This window comes from Rhodococcus sp. NPDC058532 (assembly GCF_042719255.1).
Taxonomy (GTDB): Bacteria; Actinomycetota; Actinomycetes; order Mycobacteriales; family Mycobacteriaceae; genus Rhodococcus_G.
Genome location: NZ_JBHXNU010000010.1, coordinates 146,116 through 159,098 on the forward strand (window position 1 = coordinate 146,116; position 12,983 = coordinate 159,098).

Here is a 12,983-nt window from a genome sequence, read left to right on the forward strand (position 1 = left end):
CGGATCACGCGGTCCAGCGGCCGGTGCGCGCGAACGCGTCGAGCACCGCCGCAGGGCCGGTGAGGTCGAGGCCCTGACCCCGAACCCAGTCGTCGTCGAAGTAGGTGCCCGCGTACCGCTCGCCGCCATCGCAGATCAGGGTGACGACGCTGCCCGCACGCCCGGCGGCGAGCATCTCGGCGAGCACCGAGAAGGCGCCCCACAGATTGGTGCCGGTGGATCCGCCGACGCGGCGGCCGAGGACGGCGCTGGCATGCCGGGTGGCGGCGATCGACGCGGCATCGGGGACGGTCGCCATCCGATCCACGACCTGCCCAATGAACGACGGCTCGATGCGCGGCCTGCCGATGCCCTCGATCCGGGACGGCATCCCGGTCCGGTGCTCGGCCGAGCCGGTCTCGTAACCGCCGATGAACGCCGAGTTCTCGGGGTCGGCGACCAGCAGTCGTGTCGCGTGCCTGCGGTATCGGAGGTACCGGCCGATCGTCGCTGACGTGCCACCGGTCCCGGCCCCGACGACCACCCAGTCGGGAACCGGGTGCCGCTCGAGCCGCATCTGCTCGAAGATGCTCTCGGCGATGTTGTTATTGCCGCGCCAGTCGGTCGCCCGCTCGGCGTGCGTGAATTGGTCCATGTAGTGGCCGCCGACCTCGTCGGCGAGTCGCTGCGCCTCGGTGTAGATCTCGCCGGGCCGGTCCACGAAGTGGCAGCGTCCGCCCTGCGCCTCGATCAGCGCGATCTTGGCCGGGCTGGTGCTGCGCGGCATCACCGCGACGAAGTCCAGGCCGAGGAGCTTCGCGAAGTACGCCTCGCTGACCGCCGTCGACCCGGACGACGCCTCGATGACGGTGGTGTTTTCGGTGACCCACCCGTTGCAGATCGCGTAGAGGAACAGCGACCGCGCGAGCCGGTGCTTGAGGCTGCCGGTGACGTGGGTGGACTCGTCCTTGAGGTAGAGGGCGACGCTCCAGTCCGCAGGCAGCGGGTACCTCAGCAGGTGCGTGTCCGCGCTGCGCTGGGTGTCGGCGTCGATCAGCCGCACCGCCTCGTCGACCCAGTCACGCGGCGCGCTCCGGTCGACGGTGGCCGTCATTACTTGTCGCCGCGGAGCTTCGACCGCAGGTCGTCGCGGTCCTTGCGGCGCTGCGCGTCGACCTGGGAGATCTGCTCGTTGACGCGGATCCGCAGCGTCTTGAACAGCACCAGCGACAGCGGAAGCGCAATGACAACCGCGAAAATCAGCGCAACCAGCAGCGGTACCTCGACACTGACCAGCTTGCTCACGCCCAGGATGATCGCCGCGATGACCACCACCAGGCCGAGGCGGGCGGCAGTGTAGATCGCCATCGCCTTGGCGAGTGAACCCTTCGGGTTCGCGGGGGCGGAGTCGGGGGTCGAGTCAGTCACTACCCCAGGGTACCGACCGGGCACCGGACCATCACACCTGCCGGACTTATCCGATTTGCGAATTACCTCCCCTTTACCGAACTTAGACGGTTCGAGTACCTGGGGGGTCGGGTGCCACGATGTGCGCACTGTCCGCGACGTGCACCGCGGCCGAGCCGTCCGGCCATGCCACGGCCCGGGCCACGGCTCGGCACACGACCCTTGAGGGAGGGCCTCGATGAGCGTCCCCGCGTTCCACGCCACCCAGGAAGCACTGCTCACCCCTGGCCAGGTGGCCGCCCTGTTCCATGTCGACCCCAAGACGGTCACGCGATGGGCGCACGCCGGACGCCTCGGCTCCCTCCGCACCCCGGGCGGGCACCGCCGTTTCCGCGAGTCCGAGGTCATGGCGCTGCTGCAGTCCCTCACCACCGAGGCCACCGCCCGCTGAGCCTCGGCGAACTCAGTCGGGATTGCCGGGGTCGGCGGCGCCGTCGCGCTCGTCCCGGTCCGCCCAATCGAGCAGCGGCGCCGGATCGAACACCGCGTCGTCGATGCCCGCGTGCAGGTCGCCGAGACGGGCGAAACGGCCCGGCATCGTCGCGAGCGTGAAGTCGTCCGGGTCCGCGTCCCCGAGTTCGTCCCAGCCAACGGGAGCGGACACCCGCCCGTTCGGCACGCCGCGCACCGAGTAGGCCGCCGCCATCGTGTGATCGCGGGCATTCTGGTTGTAGTCCACAAACAGGGCCGCCGGGTCCCGGTCCTTCCGCCACCAGGTGGTGGTCGCGTCGGCCGGTGCGCGTCGCTCCACCTCCCGCGCGAAGGCGAGGGCGGCCCGGCGCACATCCGCGAAGCCGTGCGTTGGCGGGATCCGCACGTAGACGTGCACCCCTCGGCCTCCCGACGTCTTCGGCCAGCCCACCGCGCCGAGCTCGTCGAGCACCTCGTGCACGACCCCGGCAACGCGCAGCACCCGGTCCCACCCGCAGTCGGGCATCGGATCGAGGTCGATCCGCCACTCGTCGGGTTTCTCCACGTCACCGCGCCGCGAGTTCCAGGGATGGAACTCGACCGTCGACATCTGCACCGCCCAGATCACCTGGGCGAGTTCGGTGACGCACAGCTCGTCCGCGTCCCGGTCGTAACGCGGAAAGTGGACGCGCACCGTGTCCATCCAGTCCGGTGCGCCCCGCGGCAGCCGCTTCTGGTGCACCTTCTCCCCCGCAACTCCGCCCGGGAACCGGTGCAGCATGCATGGCCGCTCCCGCAGCGCACGGACGATGCCGTCCCCGACGGCGAGGTAGTACCGGGCGAGGTCTAGCTTCGTCGCGCCGGTGGCCGGGAAGTACACCCGGTCCGGGTGCGAGATGCGCACCACGCGGCCCCCGACCTCGATCGGGGCGGCGCTCCCTGCGGCGGCCATGCCCCCGAACCTACCGCGAGCCGCCCGGACCCGCTGGGTGGGATCTCGAGCCCGCAACCGGCCGATTTCGTGTAATACTGCAACGCGTTCTACCCGTCTCGTGATGTTCGCCCGAGCCGGGTTCTCCCCTGCAGATGAGGACGTGATGAGCGACGCGACCCCCGCCGTGGAGGGCTGGTTCACCACCGGCCCCGAGCCGGCCCTGATCGGAACCTCGTGCCGGTCCTGCGGCACGATCTCCTTCCCCCGGGAAACCACCTTCTGCAAGAACCCGGCGTGCGCCGGCGAGGAGTTCGACGACGTCGAGCTGTCCCGCCGCGGCACCGTCTGGTCCTACACCGACGCCCAGTACAAGCCGCCCGCGCCGTACATCGCCACCACCGATCCGTACGTACCGTTCGCGCTCGCCGCCGTGGAGCTACCGGAGGGCCTCGTCGTGCTCGGCCAGGTCGCCGACGGGTTCGGCGTCGCCGACCTCAAGGTGGGCAACGCCGTCGAGCTGGTCGTCGAGACCCTCTACACCGACGAGACCGGCGATCGCACGATCTGGCGTTGGAAGCCGGTCGCGGCAGCAGAGAACGGGGCAGTGGCATGAGCAACAACGATGTGGCGGTTCTCGGCGTCGGCATGCACGCCTGGGGCAAGTGGGGGCACTCGTTCGTCAAGTACGGCGTCGCCGCGGCCCGCGCGGCCCTCGCCGACTCGGGCGTGGACTGGCAGGACGTCGACCTGATTGTCGGCGGCGAGACGGTCCGCAACGGCTACGGCGGCTACGTCGCGGGCGCCACGTTCGCGCAGGCCCTCGGTTGGAACGGCGCCCGGGTCGCCACCTCTTATGCGGCGTGCGCGACCGGCGCGCAGGCCCTCGACACCGCCCGCGCCCGGATCCTGGCTGGCCTGTCCGACGTCGCGCTCGTCGTCGGCGCCGACACCACCCCGAAGGGCTTCCTCGCCCCGGTCGCCGGCGAGCGCTGGGACGACCCGGACTGGCTGCGGTTCCGCCTGATGGGCATGACGAACCCCGCATACTTCGCACTCAACGCGCGCCGTCGCATCGACCTGTACGGCGCGACCGTCGAGGACTTCGCCGCGGTCAAGGTGAAGAACGCGAAGCACGGCCTGAACAACCCGTACGCGCGCTACCGCAAGGAGGTCGCGGCCGCGGACGTGCTCGCGTCGCCGATGGTCGCCGACCCGCTGCACCTGCTCGACATCTGCGCCACCTCCGACGGCGGCGCGGCGATCATCCTGACGTCGCTGGAGTACGCCCGCAAGAAGGGCATCGTCGACCCGGTGAAGATCAAGGCGATCTCGACGGTCACCCCGACGTTCCCGCAGACCATCATGGACATGCCGAACTTCTCCACCGAGTCGGCGTCCGCGGTCCCCGCGCCGGAGCGCACGTTCAAGGAGTCGATCGGCGACGCCGCCTACGAAGAGGCGGGCATCTCGCCGGAGGACGTCGACGTCGCCGAGGTCTACGACCTCGCCACCTCGGTGGAGCTCGACTGGATCGAGGACCTGTCGCTGTGCAAGCGCGGCGAGGCCGAGCACCTGCTCCGCGCGGGGGACACCACGATCGGCGGCCGCATCCCGGTCAACCCGTCCGGCGGACTTGCCTGCTTCGGTGAGGCCGTCCCCGCGCAGGCGCTGGCGCAGGTGTGCGAGCTCACCTGGCAGCTGCGCGGGCAGGCCGAGGGCCGTCAGGTCGAGGGCGCCCGGGTCGGCATCACCGCCAACCAGGGCCTGTTCGGTCACGGCTCGTCGGTCATCGTCTCCGTCTGACGTCCCGCGGCTCCGACATCTCGGGTGAGGGGCACCTTCGACCGGTTGAACCGGTCGAAGGTGCCCCTCACCCCGTTACGGGGCCCGGCCGGGGCGACTAGCCTGAAGGGAAGGAGGTGCGTCGTGATCTACCTGTTGGCGCTCATCGGACTGGTGACGCTCGCCGTGCTGTTGTGGAAGGGGTTCGGACCGGACCTGCAGAGGCCCGCGGGCCGGGTCGTCGGCCCGGACGACGACCCCGAGTTCCTGTGGCAGGTCGATCGGGAGAATCATCGCCGGACCCGCGACACCCCGGACGGCGACCCGCAGGACTGATCCGGCCGGGCGTCGACCGGGCGGTGCGCTACTCGGCGGGCCGGGCCAGCGCCGTGAACATCCGGTCGGTCACCTTGACCGCCAGATCGCCACCGTCCGCGTCCTGCACGAAGACCGCGAACGCGAGGTCGCCGCGCGACCCGTAGAACCAGCGGTCGTCCCCCTCGGCGCCGGTCGCGCCGATCAGGTCGCCGTAGCCGGCCAGCAGGTTCGCCGGTCCCCGGTGCACGGTGTCCCGCATGATGGCGCGCAGCTGGTCGGTGACCGGGGCGGGCAACTGCTCGACCGGCTCGTCGGTGCTGGCCGGTTGGCCCGCCGCGATCAGCGGGACGGTCGGCGCGCCGCGGGCGATCGACGCCGCGACCAGCGCCATCCCGAACGGGCTGACCGCCACCTGATTGTCCGGCGTGCGGTCGGACTCCGAGCGCATCAGGTTCGGCCCGCTGCCGACGAAGGAAGCCGTCTTCTGCTCCAGCCCGGGGATCTTGTAGTCCACGCCGAGCCCCAGCTGCTTCGCCGCGTGCTCGATGTCGGTGTTCTGCGCGGTGGCCGCGACCCGGACCAGGTCCAGCGTGGACCCGGACGGGTAGAGGCCGGTGAACGCGATCGACCCGAGGTCGCTGGCCTGGTTGTTCTGGGCGACCGCCAGGATCGCGCCGGTGGACGGCTGCAGCGCCACGATCGCGGCCGGGGTGCCGACGCTGACCGCGGCGTGTTCGGCGGCCATCTGCAGCCGCGGCTCGATCGTCGAGCGGATGTCGGGCCCGGGCGGGCCCTGATGGCCCGCCAGCCGGGTGACGTTCCCGTTCGGCTCGACCGAGTTCACGGCCCAGCCCGCCGACTCGTCCCGGTTCGCCTGCCACACCCCGCGCATCGCGTCGACCACCGGCCCCGACACCCGCCGATCCAGGGTGATCAGCCGCGGCTCCCCGTCCACCACGACGCCGGGCACCGCGCGCAGCCGGTCCTCAAGGACCGCGAAGTCGCCGTCCCTGAGGTTGACCGCGATGATCGGCTGCCCGTTCGCCGCGGCGAGTTCCTGCTGCAGCGATTCGGCGGTGATCAGCGGCGCAACCGGCTCGATCGCCTTCGCCAGGGCGACGGTGCTGCCGATCGGGTCCGGGGTGCGGGACGGGTCCAGGCGGATCGAGTTGATGGTCTGCTCGGTCATCATCGGTGTTCCGGTGATGTCGAAGACGGTCGGCGGGGCGGCGTCGGTGCGGTCGAGCCGGACGGTGCGGCCGTTGCCGAGCCCCGGCATGAAGGTGTCCGGGTTCCAGGACACCCGCCAGCCCACCGACAGATTCCGGATCCAGCCGTCGACGTCGTAGGTCCACACCCGGTCGTCGCCGAGGTCCCACCTCGCGACCGCGTTGAACATGCCGGAGTCGGCGTCGAGGTCGATGATCTGGTTGACCTCGAAGGTGACGGATTCGGGTGCGAGCGCGTCGAACGCCTGCGCCATCACCTCGTTCGCCGCGTTCGGGTAGGACGTCAGGTCGGCGGCGGCGTCGAGGTCGCCGTCGTTGAGCGCAGCGACGTACCTGGCGAGGACGGTCGGCGCGTCGCTTTCCGGCCGGGACAGGACAGCCGTCACCACACCGATCGTCAGGAGCACGATCACGGCGACCGCAATCGTGCTCCAGACCCGAACCCTCCCCCTCGCCCTGCGCATGTGTCGATCATCCGTTACATCAGCGGTCCCCGGCATCCGCACCCGGGACCTAGTTGGTCACAACTCCGCCACGGTTCCGTGACCGTAGTGTTTTTCGCTGTCGATTCGTGACCCCGTTCCGGGGACACCCGGAACGACGGTCAGGTCAGGCCCGCGTAGGAGTGCAGTCCGGAGACGACCATGTTGATGATGAACAGGTTGAACAGCATCGCAACGAAGCCGGCGATGTTGATCCAGGCGGCGCGGGTATCGCGCCAGCCGGAGGTCGCGCGGGCGTGCAGGTACGCCGCGTAGATCACCCAGGCGATGAAGGAGACGGTCTCCTTGGGGTCCCAGCCCCAGAACCGGCCCCAGGCCGCCTCGGCCCAGATGGCGCCGAGGATGATGCCAGCGCCGAACAGCGGGAACGCGACGATCGTGGTCTTGTACGCGAGCCGGTCCAGCGTCTGGGCGTCGGGCAGGCGCGCGGCGAGCTTGCCGAGCACCCCGGCCGATTCCTCGCCCCGCGGCTGCCGGATGCGGAGCAGGAACAGCAGGCTGGCGACGCCGGAGACGAGGAAGATGCCGCTGCCGATGCTGACGATCGTGACGTGGATCGGCAGCCAGAACGAGCGCAGCGCGGGGACCACCGGGGCGGCGTCCGAGTACAGCACCGTCGCGGCAAGGAACATCAGGATCAGCACCGGGATCAGCAGGAACGCCCACAGCGACCGGTACTGCTGCTTGCGGAGCGCGATCACGCCGACCGCGGTGGCGGTGGCGACGGCCATGCTGACGAACTCGTACATGTTGCCGAGCGGGAAGCGGTCCGTCGCCAGCCCCCGCAGCAGGATCGACGCCCACTGCAGCACGACACCGACGACGAGCACCGCCATCGCCATGTTGCCGAGCCGCTCGGACAGGGGCGTGCCCTGCGGCGCTGTCACCCGGCCCGGGGTCGCGGGCGCGTCGGTGGGCAGCCCGCCCGCGGCGACCAGCTCACGCTCCTGGACGGCGCGCGCCCGGGTCGTCGCGTACTGCGCGATGAGCAGCACGAAGGCCAGCACGAAGATCGCGAACGCGGACTCGAAGGCCAGGTCGCTGAGGTGCGACAGGTTCTCGTTGATCGGCATGGTTCTCTCTCCCGCGCGTCAGGCGCGACTCCGCGTCGACCTGTCGGTCGACGCCGCTGTGTCCGGCGTGCGAAGGTCCTCCAGCAGCCGGTCGGCGAGCCGGTCGAACTCGTCGCCCCAGCCGGCCTGATCGGTGCGGGCGAGCCCACCCATTTCTACTACGGTACGTCGTCGACCCTCGCCCAATGTATCCGACGCGGTGTCGGCATCCTTGTCGACGGGCGCCGGGTACACCCGCACCCAGATCCGACGCCGCTTGATCAGCAGCGACACCAGCAGGCCGCCCATCATCGAGATCGCGAACACCAGCACCCAGTTCTGCGCCGGATCGTGCGAGACCTGCAGGTTCACGAAGTCCGTCGCCCCGTCGAACCGCACCACGGTGCCGTCCGCGAGGGTCGTCGACTCCCCGGGCCGCAGGTTGACGCGGGCCTCCTTCGTCATCCGGCCCTGGTTCACCAGTTCCTTGCTCAGCGAGAAGATCGACTGCGGGTTGCCGGTATCCAGGCCGGTGTCGCCCTTGTAGACGTCGATCGCGACAGCCGGGTCGGTCAGCGCGGGGAAGCTCGAGGACAGCAGCTCGCCGTGGAACGAGGCGGTCGGCGCGAACAGTCCCTCGATGCCGATCTGGTTCTTGCGCCGCTCGGTCTCGTCCGGGTACATGCCGCCGGGCGGGTCGAACCGCATCGCGCCGCTGGAGAGGAAGGTGGTCGCGTCGTCGGGCCGCCACTGCAGCGTCTCGGAGCGGGTCTCCCCGTTCGGGAAGGTCACCGTGAACGTCGGCGCGTAGCCGTGGCCCTGCAGATAGACGCGGTCACCGGCGACGCGCAGCGGATGGTTGACCCGCAGCTGCGCGTCCCGCCAGGTGTTCGACTCGAGGTCGGCGCCCGCCTGGTAGCGGATGTTCGAGGTGAACATCTCGGCCTGACCATTGTCGAGGTAGTCGGCGGTGAAGTCCTTGACCTGCACGCACAGCGGGGTCATCCCGGTGCCGTCCTCGATGTTGCCCGCCCGGAACGAGTCGAACATCGCGGGCGAGGTGGTGCAGATGCCGGGTCCGCCGTTCGCGACGATGATGACGTTGCCCTCGTAGCTGAACAGCTTGCCGACCGCGATCGCGGCGAGCAGGCCGACCAGCGACAGATGGAACACCAGGTTGCCCGCCTCCCGCAGGTACCCCTTCTCCGCGGACACGGTGATCTCCCCGGGCCGACCGGACCGCAGCGCGGCACCGCTGCGGGTGACCGACTTCCAGCCGCGCAGCCGGGCGACGGCGCCCGCCGCGACCTCCTCCGGGGTGGCGTCGACGACCGTCTCGGTGTGGTGCGGCAGCCGGGACAGCCTGCGCGGGGCGGCGACCGGCTTGGTGCGCAGCGCCTTGTAGTGATCCCAGCAGCGCGGAATGATGCACCCGATCAGCGAGACGAACAGCAGCACGTAGATCGCGGTGAACCAGAAGCTGCCGAAGACGTCGAACAGTTCCAGCTTGTCCATCCACGGCCCGAGGGTCGGACGGTTCGCGATGTACTCGTCGACCTTGCCCGCGTTGAGGCTGCGCTGCGGCAGCAGCGCGCCGGGGATGGCCGCGACCGCGAGCAGAAACAGCAGCACCAGCGCGGTGCGCATCGACGTGAGGCCGCGCCACGTGTTGCGAACCGGGGCGACCAGCCGTCCCACGGCGGATTGCCGGGGAACCGCGCTCCCGTTCGGGTCCGTCACTGCGTACTCCTTCTCCTCCGCCGCCATCAGATCGGCAACGTCACTTCCGACACGAACGCGTCCCGGACCCACCCAACGAACAGGTCCCACGCGCCGGTCACCAGCGCGACACCGACCGCAACCAACATCACGCCCCCGAAGATCTGGATGGTCCGCGCATTGCGGCGCAACCAGCCGACCCCGCGCAGCGCGCGCGCCGACCCGAACGCCAGCAGCACGAACGGCAGCCCGAGGCCGATGCAGTACGCGACCATCAACGCCAGCCCGCGCGCGGCGGTGGCGCCCTCGGTGCCAGCGGCGACGGTGAGCACCCCGGTCAGGGTCGGTCCGAGGCACGGCGTCCAGCCGAGCGCGAACACCCCGCCGAGCAGCGGCGCCCCGAGCAGGCCGGAGATCCGGCGCGGCTCGAACCGGACGTCGCGCTGCAGCGCGGGGACCAGGCCGATGAACACCAGGCCCATCGCGATCGTGACCACGCCGCCGATCCGCTGGAACAGTTCCCGGTTGACGGACAGCGCGGACATCGCGCCGAACACCGTCATCGTCGCCAGCACGAACACCACGGTGAACCCGGCGACGAACAGGGCGGCGGCCCCCGCGACCCGCAGCCGCGCCGACTTCGTCTCGGTGCGGACGCTGGCCTGCTGCACCGTCACCGGGGGCGCGTCCGAGCCGACGACCCCGGCCAGGTAGGACAGGTAGCCGGGAACCAGCGGGACGACGCACGGCGACGCGAAGGACACCAGTCCGGCGAGCACGCACACGAGCAGCGCCAGCAGCAGCGGACCGGTGGCCGCGGTGTCCTGGAAGGTGGCGCCGATGCCCTGGGCGCTGACGCTGATGCCCTGCGCGAGGGTTGCGGTGGTCACTGTTCCGCCGCGATCCGCTCGACCACCGGCTGCAGGTCGTCGACGAGCAGCGCGGTCAGGAACACCGCGGCGACCCGGTGCTGGCGGTCAAGGACGAGGGTGGACGGGATGACGCTGGTCGGGAAGTTGCCGCCGAGCGCGGTGAGGCTGCGCATCGACGGGTCGTAGATCGACGGGAAGCCCACCTTGTTGTTGGTGACGAAGTCCTGCGCCTTGTCCCGCTGATAGTCCTTGACGTTGATGCCGAGGAACGCGACCCCCTGGTCGCGGGTGTTCTCGTACACCGTCTCGAGGTCGTCCACCTCACCGCGGCACGGGCCGCACCACTGGCCCCACAGGTTCACAACGACGACCTGGCCGTCGAAGTCGGACAGCGAGAGGGTCTGCCCCTCCTCCATCAGGTTCTCGCCGGTGAGATTGCCGATGGTGCCGCGGTCGGCGGGCGGGTCGTAGAAGATCGACGTCTGCCCGCCCGGCGAGACGAAGTCGAAGGTGCCGCCGGTCGCGACCGCGTCGTCGCCGGTGGCGCAGGCGCTCGCGGTCGACCCGACGACCAGCGCAAGCAGCAGCGCGACGAGGACCCGGAGGCGAGCGGCACGCCGACCACGCACGAGCGGCGACACCACCCTCATGCCCCGGTCACCGTCGGATCGGAGGCGCCCGCCGGCTCGGAGTAGACGATGTCGACGAGGGTGTCGCCCTCGTACACCAGCGACGTCAGCGAGGCCAGCGCGCACTGCCGGTGCCGGGGGTCGTGCCAGAGCCGCTCACCCTGCAGGAAGCGGCGCAGCGTCCACACCGGAAGCTGATGGCTCACGCACACCGCCTCGTGCCCGACCGCGGCGACCCGGGCCGCGTTGACCGCCGCCAGCATCCGGTGCGCGATCTGCAGGTACGGCTCACCCCACGACGGGGTGAACGGGTCGCGCAGCTTCCACCAGTGCCGGGGCCGCCGCAGCGCGCCGTCGCCGACCGAGACCTTCAGGCCCTCGAAGTCGTTCGCCGCCTCGATCAGGTTGTCGTCGGTGGCCAGCGTCAGGCCGTGCGCGTCGGCGATCGGCGTCGCCGTCTCCTGTGCGCGCTGCAGCGGGGACGCGACGACGTGCGTGATGTCGTGCCCGGACAGCACCGAGGCGACCGTCCGCGCCTGGGCCTGCCCCGCCACCGAGAGCCGGTAGCCGGGCAGCCGCCCGTAGAGGATGCCCTTCGGGTTGTGCACCTCGCCGTGCCGCAGCACGTGCACGATCGTGCGGGACTCGGCGGGTGCTGCGGACGGCGTCTGCTGCGGACTGGTCACGGTGGGCTGCTCCGGGAGCTCGGATCGGGCGGGTGGTCTGGGTCGGGCGGGGCAGGCTCAGGCGCCGGGTGTGGCGGCGGCGGCCGCCGCTGCCGCGGCGGGTAGTGCCGCCGCGATCCGGTCAAAGGCATCGTCGTCGAGCGCGGCGGAGACGAACCACGTCTCGTACGCGCTCGGGGGTGCGCACACGCCGCCGTCGAGCAGTGCGTGGAAGAACGCGGGGTACCGCCACGTCTCGCTGGCCTTCGCCGCCGCGTAGTCGGTCACGGGTCGGTCGGCGAAGAACACGCTCACCATGGTGCCTGCAAATTGCACCTGGTGCCGCACCCCTTCCGCGTGGAGTGCGTCACCGATCAGGGCGCCGAGGGTCGCCGCATTGCGGTCCAGCGCGTCGTACACGGCCTGATCTGCGGCTTTCAGGCTCGCGATGCCGGCGGCGACGGCGACCGGGTTCCCGGACAGGGTGCCCGCCTGGTAGACCGGGCCTGCCGGCGCGAGATGGCCCATCACGTCGGCGCGCCCACCGAACGCGGCCGCGGGCAGGCCGCCGCTCATCACCTTGCCGAAGGTGGTCAGGTCGCCAGCGACGCCGTCGATGCCGTGCCAGCCGGTGCGGCTGGCCCGGAATCCGGTCATCACCTCGTCCATGATCAGCAGCGCGCCGTGCTCGGTGCACAGCCTGCGCAGGCCCTCGTTGAAGCCGGGCACCGGCGGAACGGTGCCCATGTTGCCCGCCGCCGCCTCGGTGATGACGCACGCGATCTCGCCGGGGTGCGCGGCGAAGGCGCGGGTCACCGCGTCGAGGTCGTTGTACGGCAGCACCAGGGTGTCCGACGACTGGGCGCCGGTGACGCCGGGCGAGGTCGGCAGCCCGAAGGTGGCGAGCCCGGAACCCGCCTCGGCGAGCAGCGCGTCGACGTGCCCGTGGTAGCAGCCCGCGAACTTGACGACCTTGCCGCGCCCGGTGAATCCGCGGGCGAGCCGGACCGCGCTCATCGTGGCCTCGGTGCCGGAGTTGACCAGCCGGACCTGCTCGAGGGGGGCGATCCGGTCGACGATCAGCTCGGCGAGTTCGACCTCCGCCTCGGTCGGTGCGCCGAACGAGAGTCCGGTCGTTGCCGCCCGTTGCACCGCATCGACGACGGCGGGGTGCGCGTGCCCGAGGATCATCGGACCCCACGAGCAGACCAGGTCGACGTAGTCGTTGCCGTCGACGTCGGTGAGGGTGCAGCCCGACGCGGACGCGATGAAGCGGGGGGTGCCGCCGACCGATCCGAAGGCCCGGACCGGTGAGTTCACCCCGCCGGGGATGACCGCGGAGGCCCGGTCGAAGAGCTGGGCGGACCGGGCGTAGTCGGGCGCTGCTGCGCCGGGGGTGGCAGTCACGGCCTCCAGTGTCCCA

General features: G+C 70.9%; 14 protein-coding genes. 4 read left to right on the forward strand and 10 right to left on the reverse strand.

The genetic code is table 11. From position 1 onward, the window contains the following. Positions 1-4: 4 nt before the first annotated feature. Entirely contained in the window at positions 5-1,093 is a 1,089-nt protein-coding gene (locus ACFWQG_RS14020) for a PLP-dependent cysteine synthase family protein (protein ID WP_378508227.1), read from the reverse strand. Beyond that, positions 1,093-1,347 (reverse strand): DUF4229 domain-containing protein, encoded by a 255-nt coding sequence (locus tag ACFWQG_RS14025; RefSeq protein WP_378508276.1) that lies wholly within the window; start codon positions 1,345-1,347, stop codon positions 1,093-1,095. The genes ACFWQG_RS14020 and ACFWQG_RS14025 overlap by 1 nt, the downstream gene beginning before the upstream one ends. Before the next feature lie 277 nt (positions 1,348-1,624). Between ACFWQG_RS14025 and ACFWQG_RS14030 the strand changes: the two genes are divergently transcribed. Then, the gene (locus tag ACFWQG_RS14030; RefSeq protein WP_378508228.1) at positions 1,625-1,837 is read left to right on the forward strand and encodes a BldC family transcriptional regulator; all 213 of its coding nucleotides are present in this window, start codon (positions 1,625-1,627) and stop codon (positions 1,835-1,837) included. Between the two features lie 12 nt (positions 1,838-1,849). Here the strand turns inward: ACFWQG_RS14030 and ligD are convergent, their stop codons facing one another. Further along, a complete protein-coding gene (ligD, locus tag ACFWQG_RS14035) occupies positions 1,850-2,809 on the reverse strand; it encodes a non-homologous end-joining DNA ligase (protein WP_378508229.1) in 960 nt (319 codons plus the stop codon). A gap of 145 nt (positions 2,810-2,954) precedes the next feature. Here ligD and ACFWQG_RS14040 point away from each other — a divergent pair, with 145 nt between their 5' ends. The 3 genes from ACFWQG_RS14040 to ACFWQG_RS14050 all read left to right on the forward strand — a co-directional run bounded on the left by ACFWQG_RS14040 (position 2,955) and on the right by ACFWQG_RS14050 (position 4,909). Continuing rightward, on the forward strand, positions 2,955-3,404 hold the full coding sequence (locus tag ACFWQG_RS14040) for a Zn-ribbon domain-containing OB-fold protein (RefSeq protein WP_378508230.1): 450 nt from the start codon (positions 2,955-2,957) through the stop codon (positions 3,402-3,404). Beyond that, positions 3,401-4,594 (forward strand): lipid-transfer protein, encoded by a 1,194-nt coding sequence (locus ACFWQG_RS14045; protein WP_378508231.1) that lies wholly within the window; start codon positions 3,401-3,403, stop codon positions 4,592-4,594. The genes ACFWQG_RS14040 and ACFWQG_RS14045 overlap by 4 nt, the downstream gene beginning before the upstream one ends. A gap of 123 nt (positions 4,595-4,717) precedes the next feature. Beyond that, entirely contained in the window at positions 4,718-4,909 is a 192-nt protein-coding gene (locus ACFWQG_RS14050; protein WP_378508232.1) for a hypothetical protein, read from the forward strand. A 28-nt stretch (positions 4,910-4,937) separates the two neighbouring features. Here ACFWQG_RS14050 and ACFWQG_RS14055 read toward each other — a convergent pair whose 3' ends face one another. The 7 genes from ACFWQG_RS14055 to hemL form a co-directional block, all read right to left on the reverse strand. Beyond that, on the reverse strand, positions 4,938-6,584 hold the full coding sequence (locus ACFWQG_RS14055) for an NTF2-like N-terminal transpeptidase domain-containing protein (protein ID WP_378508233.1): 1,647 nt from the start codon (positions 6,582-6,584) through the stop codon (positions 4,938-4,940). Positions 6,585-6,724: 140 nt separating this feature from the next. After that, positions 6,725-7,696 carry a c-type cytochrome biogenesis protein CcsB gene (gene ccsB, locus ACFWQG_RS14060; RefSeq protein WP_378508234.1) on the reverse strand — a complete coding sequence of 324 codons (972 nt, stop codon included), beginning with the start codon at positions 7,694-7,696 and terminating at the stop codon, positions 6,725-6,727. Between the two features lie 18 nt (positions 7,697-7,714). Beyond that, positions 7,715-9,442, reverse strand: a complete 1,728-nt coding sequence (locus ACFWQG_RS14065) for a cytochrome c biogenesis protein ResB (protein ID WP_378508235.1) — start codon at positions 9,440-9,442, stop codon at positions 7,715-7,717. Next, entirely contained in the window at positions 9,442-10,284 is an 843-nt protein-coding gene (locus tag ACFWQG_RS14070; protein WP_378508236.1) for a cytochrome c biogenesis CcdA family protein, read from the reverse strand. The genes ACFWQG_RS14065 and ACFWQG_RS14070 overlap by 1 nt, the downstream gene beginning before the upstream one ends. Beyond that, positions 10,281-10,916: a TlpA disulfide reductase family protein gene (locus ACFWQG_RS14075; protein WP_378508237.1), complete on the reverse strand. Its 636-nt coding sequence runs from the start codon at positions 10,914-10,916 to the stop codon at positions 10,281-10,283. The genes ACFWQG_RS14070 and ACFWQG_RS14075 overlap by 4 nt, the downstream gene beginning before the upstream one ends. Further along, positions 10,913-11,581: a histidine phosphatase family protein gene (locus tag ACFWQG_RS14080; RefSeq protein ID WP_378508238.1), complete on the reverse strand. Its 669-nt coding sequence runs from the start codon at positions 11,579-11,581 to the stop codon at positions 10,913-10,915. The genes ACFWQG_RS14075 and ACFWQG_RS14080 overlap by 4 nt, the downstream gene beginning before the upstream one ends. Before the next feature lie 57 nt (positions 11,582-11,638). Continuing rightward, positions 11,639-12,967 (reverse strand): glutamate-1-semialdehyde 2,1-aminomutase, encoded by a 1,329-nt coding sequence (gene hemL / locus ACFWQG_RS14085; protein ID WP_378508239.1) that lies wholly within the window; start codon positions 12,965-12,967, stop codon positions 11,639-11,641. Between the last annotated feature and the right edge of the window lie 16 nt (positions 12,968-12,983).

Excerpts from the sequence above, each read along its gene's own strand:
- ACFWQG_RS14020 (WP_378508227.1), bottom strand. The coding sequence starts at position 1,093 with ATGACGGCCACCGTCGACCGGAGCGCGCCGCGTGACTGGGTCGACGAG.
- ACFWQG_RS14025 (WP_378508276.1), bottom strand. The coding sequence starts at position 1,347 with ATGGCGATCTACACTGCCGCCCGCCTCGGCCTGGTGGTGGTCATCGCG.
- ACFWQG_RS14030 (WP_378508228.1), top strand. The coding sequence starts at position 1,625 with ATGAGCGTCCCCGCGTTCCACGCCACCCAGGAAGCACTGCTCACCCCT.
- ligD (WP_378508229.1), bottom strand. The coding sequence starts at position 2,809 with ATGGCCGCCGCAGGGAGCGCCGCCCCGATCGAGGTCGGGGGCCGCGTG.
- ACFWQG_RS14040 (WP_378508230.1), top strand. The coding sequence starts at position 2,955 with ATGAGCGACGCGACCCCCGCCGTGGAGGGCTGGTTCACCACCGGCCCC.
- ACFWQG_RS14045 (WP_378508231.1), top strand. The coding sequence starts at position 3,401 with ATGAGCAACAACGATGTGGCGGTTCTCGGCGTCGGCATGCACGCCTGG.
- ACFWQG_RS14055 (WP_378508233.1), bottom strand. The coding sequence starts at position 6,584 with ATGCGCAGGGCGAGGGGGAGGGTTCGGGTCTGGAGCACGATTGCGGTC.
- ccsB (WP_378508234.1), bottom strand. The coding sequence starts at position 7,696 with ATGCCGATCAACGAGAACCTGTCGCACCTCAGCGACCTGGCCTTCGAG.
- ACFWQG_RS14065 (WP_378508235.1), bottom strand. The coding sequence starts at position 9,442 with ATGGCGGCGGAGGAGAAGGAGTACGCAGTGACGGACCCGAACGGGAGC.
- ACFWQG_RS14075 (WP_378508237.1), bottom strand. The coding sequence starts at position 10,916 with ATGAGGGTGGTGTCGCCGCTCGTGCGTGGTCGGCGTGCCGCTCGCCTC.